The 14,409-nt window shown below is 71.0% G+C and carries 12 protein-coding genes and 1 pseudogene; 8 read left to right on the top strand and 5 right to left on the bottom strand.

The features are described from left to right. Positions 1-19: 19 nt before the first annotated feature. From ACVJO7_RS22385 to ACVJO7_RS22370, 4 genes are all read right to left on the bottom strand, one after another. The gene (locus tag ACVJO7_RS22385) at positions 20-1,234 is read right to left on the bottom strand and encodes an MFS transporter (RefSeq protein WP_491674499.1); all 1,215 of its coding nucleotides are present in this window, start codon (positions 1,232-1,234) and stop codon (positions 20-22) included. Between the two features lie 182 nt (positions 1,235-1,416). Further along, entirely contained in the window at positions 1,417-2,085 is a 669-nt protein-coding gene (locus tag ACVJO7_RS22380; protein ID WP_093354803.1) for an SRPBCC family protein, read from the bottom strand. Positions 2,086-2,098: 13 nt separating this feature from the next. Beyond that, a complete protein-coding gene (locus ACVJO7_RS22375; protein WP_491674498.1) occupies positions 2,099-3,289 on the bottom strand; it encodes an FAD binding domain-containing protein in 1,191 nt (396 codons plus the stop codon). 128 nt (positions 3,290-3,417) lie between these two features. Beyond that, a complete protein-coding gene (locus ACVJO7_RS22370) occupies positions 3,418-5,055 on the bottom strand; it encodes a helix-turn-helix domain-containing protein (protein WP_491674622.1) in 1,638 nt (545 codons plus the stop codon). Here ACVJO7_RS22370 and ACVJO7_RS22365 point away from each other — a divergent pair. The 8 genes and pseudogenes from ACVJO7_RS22365 to ACVJO7_RS22330 form a co-directional block, all read left to right on the top strand. Next, positions 5,023-5,166: a hypothetical protein gene (locus ACVJO7_RS22365; RefSeq protein ID WP_491674624.1), complete on the top strand. Its 144-nt coding sequence runs from the start codon at positions 5,023-5,025 to the stop codon at positions 5,164-5,166. The two genes, ACVJO7_RS22370 and ACVJO7_RS22365, sit on opposite strands and share 33 nt — an antisense overlap. A gap of 201 nt (positions 5,167-5,367) precedes the next feature. Further along, positions 5,368-6,249: an FAD binding domain-containing protein gene (locus ACVJO7_RS22360; protein ID WP_491674497.1), complete on the top strand. Its 882-nt coding sequence runs from the start codon at positions 5,368-5,370 to the stop codon at positions 6,247-6,249. Continuing rightward, on the top strand, positions 6,246-6,773 hold the full coding sequence (locus ACVJO7_RS22355; RefSeq protein WP_491674496.1) for a (2Fe-2S)-binding protein: 528 nt from the start codon (positions 6,246-6,248) through the stop codon (positions 6,771-6,773). The genes ACVJO7_RS22360 and ACVJO7_RS22355 overlap by 4 nt, the downstream gene beginning before the upstream one ends. Further along, a complete protein-coding gene (locus ACVJO7_RS22350) occupies positions 6,770-9,214 on the top strand; it encodes a xanthine dehydrogenase family protein molybdopterin-binding subunit (RefSeq protein ID WP_491674495.1) in 2,445 nt (814 codons plus the stop codon). Before ACVJO7_RS22355 ends, ACVJO7_RS22350 begins: the two co-directional genes overlap by 4 nt. Before the next feature lie 93 nt (positions 9,215-9,307). Next, positions 9,308-10,171, top strand: a complete 864-nt coding sequence (locus ACVJO7_RS22345) for an AAA family ATPase (RefSeq protein WP_491674494.1) — start codon at positions 9,308-9,310, stop codon at positions 10,169-10,171. Then, positions 10,168-11,328, top strand: coding sequence for a vWA domain-containing protein (locus ACVJO7_RS22340; RefSeq protein WP_491674493.1), 1,161 nt, complete (start codon positions 10,168-10,170; stop codon positions 11,326-11,328). Before ACVJO7_RS22345 ends, ACVJO7_RS22340 begins: the two co-directional genes overlap by 4 nt. A 22-nt stretch (positions 11,329-11,350) precedes the next feature. Beyond that, positions 11,351-12,484 carry a DUF3500 domain-containing protein gene (locus tag ACVJO7_RS22335; protein ID WP_491674492.1) on the top strand — a complete coding sequence of 378 codons (1,134 nt, stop codon included), beginning with the start codon at positions 11,351-11,353 and terminating at the stop codon, positions 12,482-12,484. 270 nt (positions 12,485-12,754) lie between these two features. Beyond that, a pseudogene (locus ACVJO7_RS22330) lies at positions 12,755-13,204 on the top strand (apiosidase-like domain-containing protein); the annotation flags it as partial. A gap of 113 nt (positions 13,205-13,317) precedes the next feature. On the opposite strand, the gene ACVJO7_RS22325 reads toward ACVJO7_RS22330, so the two are convergent. Then, on the bottom strand, positions 13,318-14,409 hold a 1,092-nt coding region (locus tag ACVJO7_RS22325; protein ID WP_491674491.1), incomplete at its 5' end, for a tyrosine-type recombinase/integrase.

Raw genomic sequence — 14,409 nt, 5'->3', positions numbered from 1 at the left:
GCTCCGGGTCGTCGGCGGGTCAGCGGCCCGGACGCTCGGGTTCGGTCCCGCTGTCGTCAGCGGGGAACGCCCGACCGTCCGACGGTGCGCGGGGACGCACCGGTCGAGTACGCGCTCCGAAGGTCCGCAGCACCACGCCGAGAGCCACCACGATGACCACCGCCAGCAGCGCGGACACGAGGAGCGTGCTCGTGACCGTGCCCGTGAGCTCGGAGCCGACGCCGATGACGACGACCGGGACCGACATGCCCAGGTAGCCGGCGAGGAAGAAGGCGGAGACCACGGCTGCGCGGCGGTCGGCGGAAACGAGGCGATTGAGCTCGGCCAGACCGCCGCGGAAGATGAAGCCGATCGCGACACCGCTGGCGACGGTGGCCAGCAGGAACAGCCAGAGCGCCGTGATGACGAGCGCGGAGTCCAGTGCGGCCAGGCCGAGTAGCAGCAGCACGAGTCCCGTCGCCGCCGAACGCCTGCTGGGCAGCCGAGCAGAGACCGCCTGGCCGATCGCACCTGCAGCGAAGATCAGGAACGACACCGCACCGACGACCGCCAGATTCCGGACCCCGAATCCGTCTGTCAGGAATGTCGGTGTCAGGCTGCTGAAGAGACCGAGGAGCGTGAACGCGGCGAAGATCCCGAGGGCGGCTCCGGCCATCACCGACCGCAGGTCTGCGGGAACCCCGACGTCCGGTGTGAGCACGACGACCCCGTCCCGCCCGACGGCCGTCTCCGGTACCACCACGAGCGCACAGGCGGCCAGGAGCAGCAGGCCGAGATAGACCCAGAACACGGTCGTCGTGGGCCCCGGGACGTACTGGGCGAGCGCACCCGCCAGCAGCGGCCCCAGGCCCAGACCGGTCAGATTGGCGCCCGACGCGACGACGGCGGCAGCATCTTGATCCCCGCGAGGATGGAGCTCGGCGATGGCGGCGGTGGCGGTTCCGGTGGCGAGGCCGACCGCGATACCGCTCAGCACCCGGGCCACGATCAGGAGCGGCACCGCGGATGCGACGAGGAACACCACCGTACTGGCAGCGGCCACGACGACCGTGCCGGCCAGAACCTTCTTTCGTCCGATGTGGTCACTGATGCCGCCGAGGAACAACAGGGCGAGGAGCGTCCCCCCGGCGTAGGCGGCGAACACGATGGTGATCGTCAACTCGCCGAAACCGATCTGTTGCCGGTACAGCCCGTACAGCGGAGCCGGGATGGTCCCACCCAGCATCATCAGCAACAAGACACCTGCCATGAGGGAGTACGCAGCCCTCGATCGTCCGGAGTGCGTGCTCGACCTCGTCGCCCCGCTCGCCATCGGCTCCCTCGATCCACTCCCGTACACGGAGCCTTTCCGGCATCGGCCCGTTGATCCGGCGATGTTCTGGAGGAGATCCGTCCAGCGGTCCGTGCCGGTTCGTGTCAGCTGCGGCGGCGGGCCAGGCCCACCACGAGTGCGAGGAGGACTGCGACGCCGACGGCCGGACCCCATCTCCGGATCCAGGCCGGAGCCATCGACGACAGCAGGTCACCGACGTCGAGTGCTTCCTGCGATGTCGCCGAGGATGCGGGCTGTACGGGACGAGCGGAGATCCCAGAAGCCGGCGCGGTCGCCGGGCCCGGTCCGGGTGCAGCGGGAGCGTCGTCCTGCGCGAGGGTGGTCGCGAGGCACGTCGCGAACTGCCCGATCATCTTGTCGGCGACATCCGAGATCACGCCGCGGCCGAACTGGGCCGGCCTGCCGGTGACGGCCATGTCCGTCGTCATCCGAACCTCGCTGCGTCCGGGGCCTGCCTCCGAGACCGTGCCGGTGACCTGGGCCTTGGCCGTTCCGTTCCCACGGGAGTCGCGGCCGGTCGCGGAGATGAGGACCCGCCGTGCGGCGTCGTCGCGCTCGACGTAGACGCCCTCGCCCTTGTAGGTCAGCGAGATCGGACCGAGCTTGACCTTCACGATGCCCGCGAAGGTGTCCCCGGTGAACTCGGTCAGAGCGGCGCCGGGGAAGCAGGGAGCGACGAGCTCCGGGTCGTTCAACGCCTTCCATGCATCCTCGACGGGGACGTCGATGACGAAGCTGTTCTGCAGGATCATGTGTGGTCCGTTCTCAGACGCCCGGGGCGTAGAGCCCGAAGCGGAGCTCCGGGTCGCCCGGGGTCCAGGTGTTGGTGAACTGCGAGCGGGCGCCCATCGCGGCCACTCGGTCGATCAGCTGGTTGCCGAGCTCGAGCCGGCCCGGTTCCCACTGCTCGAGGGCGTCCCGGACGTCGGTCGCCGCGCCGAGGTGCTCGTAGAGCTTCCACGCGTCAGCGGCGGCCTTCGCCGAGCCCGCGGCCGCGTGCGGGCGGGCGGCGAACGCCGCGTCCCCGATGATCGCGACCCGCCCGTCGACCATGCCCGGGATCCGGGTGTCGAACACGACCTGGATGTAGGGCTCATCGGTCCGGGTGACGACCTCGGCCGGCCCGGGAGCCAGATCGCGGACGGCGGCCTCCCGCAGCTCGTCGACGTAGCGCTGCTGGACCGTCCCCGGATGGATCGAGACCGGGCACTCGAACCCGCGGGTGTCGGTGGTGAGCTCGTGCAGCTCGCGGCCCGGCGCCACGTTGCGGTACCAGACGTAGTTGATCAGCCGCCTGCCCTCGGTGAGCTCGCCGTCCATGCCGGGGATCGTGTAGAGCACGATGTGGCTGTGGTCAGCGACGTTGTAGTTCAGGGCGTCGTCGAGGAGCGCGCGGGTCCCGGAGCTGACCCGGTCCTCGCGGACGGTGCCGCGCCAGCCGACGTAGCCGGAGTACTCGCGCTCCAGGTCGGGGAACATCCGCCGGCGGCCGGTGGAGGTGATGCCGTCGGCGAACACCACCAGGTCGGCGCGCTCCCGGCGGCCCGAGACGAAGCGCAGGTCGACCCCGTCGGCGTCCTGGTCGAAACCGGCGCAGAACTCGCCCAGGTGGTAGTGCTCGGTTCCGAAGTCGGCCAGCAACGCGCGGTAGACGGAGCCCCACGAGGTGTACCGCCACTGGGCGGGTTCCTCGAACACGATCTCGTTGCGGGCACCGATGTAGCGCAGCTTGCTCGAACGGGTGCTGAGGTCCTCGATGCGGTGCGCGCTGTGCTCGTGGAACCACTTCATGGTGATCGGCTGCAGCACGATGCCGCCACCGCGGTGGTCCAGCTGCTCGGGTGTTCGCTCGACGACGTCGACCGAGAAGCCGAGTCGGCGCAGCAGCAGCGCACTGGTGAGGCCACCGATCGAGCCCCCGACCACAACGGCGCGCAAGCCGGTGTACTGATTCACGGCCAGTCCTCCCTGACGTGGTGCGACCGACCCAGCCTGACAAGCCACGCCCCGTTCCTCGCTGTGTGAGAACACAGCGAGAAACGGATCCCTTGGGGATTTCCCCAGTGGCTGCAGGGCGACGCCTCTCAGGTGACGGGCTCCCGGTCGGCACCGAGGACGTCGGAGGCCATGAGGGCCACCGTGAAGTGGAGCAGGGATTCCGAACGCGCCAGCACCATCCCGGTCAGCTCCTCGATCCGTTTGAGGCGCAGGCTGATCGTGTTGGGGTGGACGTAGAGGTCCTCGGCCGTGCGCGCGACGCTCGCGCCCCGGTCGAGGTATGCCCGGATCGTCTGCACCAGCTGCGCACCCCGGCGGTCGTCGTGCTCGCGCAGCGGTGCCAGCACGTGCTGCGCGAAGCGGCGCAGCTCCTCGGGGTCGTCGAGCTGGAGCAACAGCCCGTAGACACCCAGCTCCGGCAGGGAGACGGTCCGGTCCTGACCGCGGAGCAGCGCGAGGTTCAGCGCCCCGCGCGCCGTCCGGACGGCCGGGGGCAGCTCCGCCGCCCGCTCACGCCGGTGCCCAACGACGACCGTCGCAGTGCCGCCGTCGAACGCACGACGCGCCGAGACCCGGATCAGTTCGGCGGCCTCGGCCGCCGACGGCCCGCCGGTGGTCCCGGGCCACAGCACGACGATGTGGCCTCCCGACGAGGTCACGAGGGGCCGGGGCTCGCAGCGGTCCGCTATGGACTGCGCGACGCCCAGGAGCGCCCGGACGGTGTCGGTGCCTGCGTCCGGCGCGGCGACGAGGACGGTGTGTGGGGAGTTCAGGTCGTGTCCCAGCGGCGCGGCCCGGGCCGCGATCGACTCGGCGTCGATGCCTGCCAGCAGGTCGGTCAGCAACTCGCCCCGGAGTCGCCACTCCACGTCCACGGCGGTCCGGCGGCGGAGGAACTCCAGCGCGCAGACGACGGCCGCGTGCTCGATCGCCCGGCGCTCCAGTTCGCCGAGGCCGCCGACCCTGCCGGGGAGCCACAGCTGCGCGATCACATCTTCCCCGAGCAGCACCGGTGCGAGCACCCGCTCCGGATCGTCGTGCTGGGTGATCCCGGACGCCGACGGCGATGCCTGCGCAGGGAAGGGCCCGTCCAGTGCCCGTCGCCCAGCGCGGGCGTCGGCCACGACCGCGCCGTTCCGGTCGGTGACCACGACCGGCCGGCCGAGTAGCCGGGCCAGCGCTTCGGCGACCCCTTGCACTCCGCCGCCCCGCAGGGCGACCGCGGTGAACTCGCGGTGGATGTCCTCGGCCTGCTCGAGCATGCGCCGTTGCTCGGTCAGCGAGGTGATCAGCCGAGCGCTCTGCAGGGCGCTGGCCGCCTGGTTGGCCAGCGTGGCCAGCAGCGACAGCTCGTCCGGCCCGTACTCGTGCACGGCGCGCCGGTAACAGTTGAGCGTGCCGACCGACTCGCCGCCCACCAGCAGCGGAACGGCGGCGATCGAGCGGTGCCCGTACCCGCTCGCGAGGCTCGCCCACGGCTCGAACGACACGTCGGCCAGGATGTCGGGAATCGGCACCGGCCTGCGGTCCAGGAAAGCGCGCGTCGACGGGCCGTCCGCCAGCGGACCGGACCCCAGCGCGATGGTGTGGCGGTCGTTCACGGCGGCCACGTACTCCTCGGACAGTCCGTGCGAGCCGCAGATCACCAGTTGCCGCCGGTCGTCGTCGGCCAGCAGCACGCCACTCGCCTCGTGACCCGTGAGCTGACAGGCCGTCTCGGCGATGAGATCCAGCAGATGCGGGAGGGAGAGGCTGGCGTTCACCGCGCTCGCGATCCGGCCGACGCCGCCGAGCCAACGCCGCAGTTCATCACCACGGGCGGCCTCACCCGATGACGCCCGACCTTCGTCCGTCCGCTCCGACACGCCAGCGAACGATACTGGATTTCGCCACAGCCGATGACGGCAGCACTGTGGGTTGCGCCAGTTCTACCTGTGGTGGCCACGATTACCGTCCGGGACAGCCGGGTCCCCGGCGCGCCCTCATCCACCACGCACGACCGGCTGGTCGTGTACCGAACGACGATCGGACAGGCAATGAAGCCGCCACGGTTCCAGTACCGCGATCCCGACACGCTGGCGGACGCGGTCGCACTCAAGGCACGACACGGTTCCGACGCACTGATCCTCGCCGGGGGCCAGAGCCTGATGCCGATGCTCAACATGCGGCTCGCCGCGCCCTCCGTCGTGATCGACATCAACGGCGTCACGGACCTGCAGCAGATCACCCGCAACGGCGACGTCGTCGAGATCGGCGCCGGCGTACGCCAGTCGGCTCTCGAGACCGACCCGCTCATCTGCGAGGCCCTGCCGCTGCTGGCCCGGGCCGTGCCCCACATCGGGCACATCGAGAACAGGCACCGCGGAACGGTCGGCGGCAGCCTCGCGCACGCCGACGCCTCGGCCGAGCTGCCCTGCACCGCCGTCGTCTCCGATGCCGTCGTCGTGCTGCAGGGCCGGAACGGCCGCCGGGAGATCCCGGCGTCGTCGTTCTTCGACGGTTTCATGACCAACGCCTGCGCCGATGACGAACTCGTCGTCGCGGTCCGTTACCCGGTCACCCCGGCCGGAGCAGGTACCGCCTTCGTCGAGGTCGCCCGCCGCGCCGGCGACTTCGCACTCGCCGCCGCCGGCGTGATCGCCGAGGTGGACGGCGACGGCCGCTTCACGCGGCTCGCCGTCGGTGTCGCCGGGGTGGCGTCGGTCCCGCTGCGTGCGACCGACGTGGAACAGGAGCTGCTCGGCCGGCCGGTCGACCCGGCCACGATCGAGTCCGCTGCCGAGCGCGTCGAGGCGGCGGTGACCACCGGCGACGACATCCATGCGACGTCGGACTATCGCAAGCATCTCGCGGCGACCGTCGTCTCACGTGCCGTGCTGGCCGCGGCCACGGAAGCCAGGAACGGAGGGAACCGGTGACCGCCACCGAGCACCGGGCAGTCGCGGCCGACGCCGAGACCCGGACGATCACGCTGCGCGTCAACGGTCGCGAGGTGAGCCGCACCGTCGAGACCCGCACCACGCTCGCCGACTTCCTGCGCGACGACCTGGACCTGGTCAGCGTGCACCTCGGCTGCGAGCACGGTGTCTGCGGCTGCTGCACGATCCTGCTGGACGGCGAGTCCGTCCGCTCCTGCCTGATGCTGGCGGTGCAGGCTCGCGGGCACGAGATCGAGACCGTGGAGTCATTGTCGGCCGACCAGGACGCACTGCACCCGATCCAGGAGGCCTTCGCCGAGGAGCAGGGCCTGCAGTGCGGCTTCTGCACCCCGGCGATGGTGCTGCGCTGCAAGGAGATCATCGAGGACGGCAAGGCTCGCACCGACGACGAGGTCCGGCACGAGATATCCGGCATCCTGTGCCGCTGCACCGGCTACCAGAACATCGTCAATGCGGTCCAGAACGCGAGCCGCAAGCTCGGCGGCAAGGAGGCCGGCGCGTGACCACCACACAAGATCCCGTCGTGGGCAGCTCCGACAGGCCCGCGGCCGGATACAAGTACATCGGCGCCGACCGCAAGCGGGTCGAGGACCCCCGCCTGCTCGTCGGCCGGGGCGGCTACATCGCCGACATGAAGATGCAGGGCCTCCTGCACGCCGCGATCCTGCGCAGTCCGGTCCCGCACGCCCGGATCGACTCGATCGACACCAGCAGCGCCGAGCGGATCCCGGGGGTCGTCGCCGTCCTCACCGGCGAGGACTGCAAGGCGCACATGAACCCGTGCATGAACTTCGGCCCGCCGACCATCGCGCAGTATCCGATCGCTGTCGACAAGGTCCGCTACGTCGGCGAGGCGGTCGCGGTCGTCGTGGCGGAGAGCCGCTACATCGCCGAGGACGGCGTCGACGCACTCGATGTGGAGTTCTCCGACCTCCCGCTGGTATCCGACCCGAAGGCGGCGCTGGAGCCCGGCGCCGCACCGCTTCACGACGAGCACGGCAGCAATCTCGCCTACGAACGTACGTTCGAGTTCGGCGACATCGCCGCCGCGATGGAGGAGGCGGACCTCGTCGTCTCCGACACCCTGCACTGGGGCCGCTCGGCCGGAATGCCGATGGAGACCTCCGGCGCGATCGCCCGTCCCGGGAACAACGGCGTGCTCGAGGTCTACTGCAACTCACTGAACTTCAGCTACCTGCAGTTCCTGGTCGCCGGGGCGTTGAGGATCCCGTCGAACAAGCTCAAGATGCAGCCCGTCGCCGCGGGCGGCAGCTTCGGCAGCAAGTTCACCGCGCACAAGGTGCCGACGCTGACCGCGTTCCTGGCCCTGCGCACCGGACGGCCCGTGTCCTACATCGAGGACCGCCTCGACCACCTGATGAACTCCGACCACCACGCCTCGGACCGGTACTACGAGGCACGGATGGGCCTCACCGCGGACGGGATGATCACCGGCCTGGACATCGACGTCCTCGACGACTACGGCGCCTACCTGCAGTTCGGGACGGGGACCCACGGGAACGCACTCTCCCAGCTGACCGGGCCGTACCGGTTCCGCAACGCCCGCTACGCGCTGCGCGCCGCCCTGACCAACAAGTGCCAGCAGGGGGCCTACCGCGGGTTCGGCTCCGAGGTGCACAACTGGGTGCTGGAGAGGCTCGTCGACCAGGCGGCGAAGAAGCTCGGTCTCGCACCGGAGGACATCCGGCGCCGCAACTTCATTCTTCCCGAGGAGTTCCCCTACAAGATCCCGGGCGGGAACCTCTACGACAGCGGCAACTATCCCGCCGTGCTCGACAAGGCACTCGGAATGATCGACCTCGAGCACTGGCGGAAGGAGAAGGCCCGTCTGCGGGAGGAGGAGGGCCGCTACATCGGGATCGGGCTCGCGACCACCCAGGAACGGTCGGTGTTCTCCTCGACCGAGTTCTGGTTCTGGTTCGACGAGCCGGCCTTCCCGATCACCTCCAGCCCGGAGAGCGCCACGATCACGATCGATCCGGCCGGTGCGTTCCAGCTGCAGCTGCACTGCCAGGCGATGTGGGGCAACAGCCCGGAGACGGTCGCGACCACGGTGCTGGCCGAAGAATTCGGCGTCGAGCCGGACACCGTCAACGTCTCCTACGCCGACACCTCCCGGGCGCTGCCCGGCACCGGCCCCGGGGGCAGCCGATTCACGGTGATGGTGGCCGGTGCGGTCCGAGGTGCATCGCGCAAGCTCAAGAAGAAGCTGATCGACATCGCGGCGCACAGCCTCGAGGTCTCGGCCGACGATCTGGAGCTCGTGGACGGCCGGGTGCAGGTCGTCGGGGCGCCGGAGCGGTCGCTCGGGATCCCCGAGCTGGCCGGGTCGGCGTACTTCTTCGCGCTCAGCCTGCCCCCCGGGATGGCGAGCGGTCTCGAGGAGAGCCACACCTACGACCACCCATACACCACGCTGCCGGCGGCGGACCGCTCCGATCTCGGGGTCTTCTACCCGATCATGGGGCACGCCTGTCACATCGCGGTCATGGAGGTCGACCCGGACACCGGCCAGACGAGCTTCCTCGACTACGTGGCGGTGCACGACGCCGGCACCGTGGTGAACCCCAAGAGCCTGGGCGGGCACGTCACCGGCGGCGCGGCCCAGGGCCTCGGCTCCACGCTGTACGAGGAGCTGGCCTACGACGCCGAGGGGCAGTTCAAGTCCTCGACGTTCCTGGACTACCTGGTCCCCACGGCGAACGAGGTGCCGCCGTTCCGGATCGGGCACGTCGAGACCCCGTCGCCGTACACCGAGTTCGGGATCAAGGGCGGGGGCGAGGGCGGCCGGATGGTCACCCCGTCCGTGGTCTCCTCGGCCATCGACGATGCGCTGGCCGAGTACGGCATGCACATCCAGCAGCTGCCCGTCAAACCGGCGGACATCGTCGAGACCGTGCAGAACGCCCGCGTCGACGAGTAGCCGTCCCCCGGTCCGGCCCGGCCCGGCAGCGCCGCCACGGCGCGATGCCGCCGGGCCGGGCCGGCTCCATCCATCCGCGCGGAGGAACCCGACGTGCCCCACCCCTTCCGTTCACCGGCCGAGCTCTCCGAGGGACTCGGATCGGTCGGCTACCTTGCCGACGAGGCGCTCTCGATGGCGGCCTACCTCGCGCTGGGCCTGAACCGCCCGTTGCTGCTGGAGGGCGCCAACGGCGTGGGCAAGACCGAGATCGCCAAGGCACTGGCCGACCTGCTCGGCCGCGACCTGGTCCGGTTGCAGTGCTACGAGGGCATCGACGCCTCCCAGGCACTCTACGACTGGCACTACGCGCGCCAGCTGATCGACGTCCGAGCGCACGAGTCGACCGGCTCCGCCGACGTGTTCACGCGCGACTACCTGCTGTCCCGGCCCTTGCTCACGGCCCTGGAGGCCGGCGACCGCGCGGTGCTGTTGATCGACGAGATCGACCGGGCCGACGACGAGTTCGAGGCGTTCCTGCTGGAGCTGCTGTCCGACTTCGCCGTCACGATCCCCGAGATCGGCCGGATCGCGACGGCCTCGCCGCCGCTGGTCGTGCTTACCTCGAACCGCACCCGGGACCTGCACTCCGCGCTGCGCCGCCGGTGCCTGTACCACTGGGTCGGGCACCCCGACGCCGAACGCGAGTTCCAGATCCTGCGGGTGCGTGCCCCACACATCCCGGCCGCGCTGGCCAAGCAGGTCGCCGACGCCGTGCAGCGGATCCGGGCGCTCTCGCTCGGCAGCCCGCCCGGGGTCGGCGAGGGGATCGACTGGGCCGGGGCGCTGCACATGGTCGGCGCCGAGACACTGTCCCCCGAGGACGCGGTGGCCACGCTCAGCGCGCTGGTCAAGGACGTCGACGACCAGCAGCGGGTCGCCGAGATCGTCGACGACCTGGTACCCCGCGCGTCGTGACAGCCGCGGCCGAGGCGCCGTTCGAGGTGACGGCGACGACCTGCACCGGGTTCGCCGCGGAGCTGCGCAGGCACGGTGTCCCGGTCGGGCCCGGACAGACGACCGCGCTGTACGCGGCCCTGCACCAGATCGGAAGGGTACGGTTGCGCGACCTGTACTGGGCCGGACGGATCACGCTGGTGGGCGGCCGCGAGCAGTTCGCGGCCTACGACGCGGCGTTCCGCGCGTTCTTCACCGCCGGGACCGACGGCGACATCGTCGCGCTGCCCGCACCGCGGACGACCGCGCCGCAGGTCGACCGGGACACTTCGAACTCGGCGAGCACGCCGAGCGCCCGGCCGTCGGAGGCCCGGGAGGACGAGGTCGACCAGGCCCGGCTGACGCCGTCGGACGTGCGGGTGCTGAAGGAGAAGTCCTTCGCGCGGATGGACGCCGTCGAGCGTCGACGGGCCGCCGCGCTGGTACGGCGTCTGGGCGCCGAACTTCCCCGCCGACGCAGCCGCCGCAGGGTCCCGGCACCCCGCGGGCGGCACCTGGACCCCCGGGCCCTGCTGCGCTCGGCGCTGCGCACCGACGGCGAACCGGTCCGGCTGCCCCGCCGGCACAACCCGCTGCAGGAGCGTCCACTGACCCTGGTGGTCGACGTGTCCGGGTCGATGGCGCCCTACGCGACGGCGTTGCTGTGGTTCGCCCACGCCATGCTGCGTGCAGGGCATCCGGTCGAGGTGTTCACCGTCGGCGTCGAACCGACCCGGATCACCGACGAGCTCCGCAGGCCATCGCTGGACGTCGCGCTCGCCCGGGTCGCCGCCGCCGTCGGCGACTGGGACGGCGGCACCCGCCTCGGCACGTCGTTCGCCACCGTCCTCGAACGCTACGGCGGGCACCGTGCGCTGCGCGGCGCCGTCGTCGTGATCTGCTCGGACGGACTGGATCGCGACGAGCCCGAGATCCTCGGCGACGCCATGCGCTCGCTGCACCGCGTCGCCCACGGCACCGTCTGGCTCAACCCGCTCAAGGGCGACAGCCGCTACCGGCCCGTGCAGCGGGCGATGGCGGCGGCCCTGCCCCACATCGACGTCTTCCTGCCCGGCCACAACGTGGCCGCGGTCGAGCAGCTCTGCGCTGCACTCGCCGCCTCCCACCGGGCGGCGTGACCCCGCCCCAGAGGAGGAGCACGTGCCTCACCCGAACCCCGCCCAGCGGATGGTCGACGCCGCCCGGGCGTGGCTGGACGGCCTCGACGAACAACAGCGAGACGCCGCGCAGCTGCCCTGGCCGTCCGACGAGGAGCGGCGGCTGTGGTTCTACACCCCCACCGACCACGGTGGGCTGGCGCTGCAGGCGATGCGTCCCGCCCAGCAGGGCCGTGCGATGCAGCTGCTGCACAGTGGGCTCTCGGCTGCCGGCTACGTCACCGCCTCGACGATCATGGGCCTGGAGAACGTGCTCGACCACGTCGAGGGATTCACCGTCGACTGGGGACGCGAACGCGGGCGCGACCCCCAGCTGTACTGGATGCGCGTGTTCGGCGAGCCGACCCTGCACGGCCCCTGGTCGTGGCGGTTCGGTGGGCACCACGTGTCGGTGCAGCACCTCGTGCTCGACGGCCGGGTGCAGGCAAGCACCCCGTGCTTCCTCGGAGCCGACCCGGCCGAGTCGCCGCTGCTGGGCCCACACCCGTTACGGCCCCTCGGAGGTGCCGAGGACCTGGGCCGGGACCTGGTCCGGTCCCTCGACGAGGGCCCGCTCGGCCGGGCCCTGCTCACCCCGGTCGCTCCCGTCGACATCGTCGGGGGCAACCGGTCCCGGGTCGGTGACACCGACCACGGGCTCCGCCCGCTGTGGGACACCTTCCGCGGACGTTTCACCGAGAAGCGCCTCGCCGACCGGGTCGTGACGATGCACGAGCGCGCCGAGGAGAAGGCCGGGGTGCGGCCCTCCGATGACGAAGCAGTCACGCTCACCCCCGCCCCCAAGGGGATCCCGGCCGCCGACCTCACCATCGACCAGCAGCAGATGCTGCGCGCGTTGCTGGAGGTCTACACCGGGCGGATCCCGGACGAGCTCGCCGAGGCGGAGGTGGAGAAGTTCCGCGGTGACAAGCTGCTCGACGTGCACTTCGCCTGGGCCGGCGGGACCGAGCGGGGACAGCCGCACTACTACCGTATCCAGGGCCCACGCTTCCTCGCCGAGTACGACAACACCCAGCGCGACGTGAACCACATCCACTCCGTGTGGCGGGACCCGGAGGGCGACTTCGGCGAGGACGTCCTCGCACAGCACCGGGCACGGTTCCACCGCGACGGCTGAGCAGGGCGGTGTTCTGCCCACCCCTCGGCACCGCCGGGTTCTTCCGCGACACGGGGCCCGGTGCCATCGGGAGAGTCGCCGGTGCGCCGGAAACCGCGGCCGGGGCGCCGGTGACGAGCGGCGGCCGGTGCGGCGCCGCGTCACACGCTTCCGTGATCGGGGTGTCCGGCCCGGACCTCCCACCGGACGGGTAGATTCGGACGATCACCGGGCGGGGTCGGCGTGCGCGCCACCGGATCCGCCGGGACGTCGAGGCCGTGCGGAGGGACCATGCCACGCCGGGCACCGTGGACCAGCAGGAAGGCGCTGCTGACCGTCGGCCTCGCGATGGCCGTCGGCGTCCTCGTCGCGGCCGGCGCCACCGGGCCGGGCCCGGTCCGCACGTCGTGGTCCCAGGACTCCGCGCCGGAGCCCGCGCAGCAGCAGCCGCCGCCCGCCGAGCCGGCCGTGACCGGGCCGCCGCGGATGGAGATCGAGGGCCGGTTCTTCACCGCGGGCGGCGAGCCGCTGTTCTGGCTGGGCGACACCGCGTGGGCGCTGCTGGGCAAGCTGGACCGCGCGGACACCGTGCGCTATCTCGACGCCCGCAGCGAGCAGGGCTACAACGTGATCCAGGCGGTGGCGATCTTCCCGCAGGCCGGTGCGAACCGGCCGATCCGCGGCGACGTGCGCAGCGCACCCGAGCACGGGGCCTTCTGGGACAACGTCGACTTCGTGATCGACGCCGCCGCCGAGCGCGGCATGTACCTGGCCGTCCACCCGGTGTGGGGGGACAAGCAGACCGGCTCTTTACTGCAGTTGATCTTGAACTTCGGGGAGCCGGAGGGCTCCGGTCAGCGTCCCGGGGCGGCGGTCAGCAGCGGCCCGGGGAGGCTGTCGAGGAGTTGCTTGACCTGGTCGCGTTTGTCGCGCAGGTGCCGGACGGTGAGGTGGAGCTGTTCGACGTCGCCGAGCCAGGAGTTGGTCTCGGCCTCGGCGATGCGGGCGTGCAGGTTGTCTTCAATGGCGTCGAGCTGCGTGATCTCACCGGGGTCGACTTGGAGGAAGTTGCATCGCAGGCAGGCGTGTTCGTGTGCGCAGTCGGAGCCGTAGGGGCGGCGGCAGGAGCCGAGGGCGATACGGCGGCGTGAGAAGTGCTCGTGGAATTCGTCCCACTCCTGCTGGGTGGGTTCGCGGTATTCGACGGCCGGGCGTAGCTCGCGGCGGGCGGTGATGAACCGGTCGTAGGCGGCGAAGACCTCGTGCTGGTAGACGGCGGTGTAGCCGCGGGTGGTGTCGATGTGCTGGTGCCCGGCGAGCTGGGCGGCTAGGTGGATGGGGAACCCCTCGGTGACCAGGTCGGTGATGAACATGCGGCGGAAGTCGTGTGGGGTCAGCCGCAGTGGGGAGCCGTCGGTGTCGAGCAGGCCGGCGTCGGTGGCCAGGTCGGCGACGTAGTCCTGGATGGTGGCGCTGCTCATGGCACGGGGGCGGGGACCGCGCCGGATCTGGAACAGGAACGGCATCGGTGCCGAGTGCTCCCTCTCGTAGTGGTCGTAGCGCACGCTGAGCGGGATGGTGCCGTCGGTGCTGAGCAGGCGGGTGACGATCTGGGCGAGCACGGCGGTGAGCTGGGGGCTGCAGGGGATGATCCGTTCGCAGTCAGTCTTGCTGGGCGCGATCTGCAGTAGTGGAACGGTCTCACCGTCGGGTTTGGTGAACTGGCGGATGCTCAGGTGGGTGAGCTCTTTGAGCTCCTCGAGCCGCATCCCGGAGTGGCGCAGCGTCTCCACGATGGCCCAGGTCCAGAACGCGCGTTCCTCGTGCAGGATCGGATCGATCCGCTTGTCCTGACCGACGACGCTGACTCGGATGGCGCCGGGCTGCGCTTGCTTGGTGAGCTGGAGGCGGCGATACCGGGTGTTGTCGTGGTCGAACTCGTCGCC

This window comes from Pseudonocardia sp. DxW, from assembly GCF_058448985.1.
Note: the sequence above shows the minus strand (reverse complement) of the source record. Positions and strands in the feature narration are given on the sequence as shown.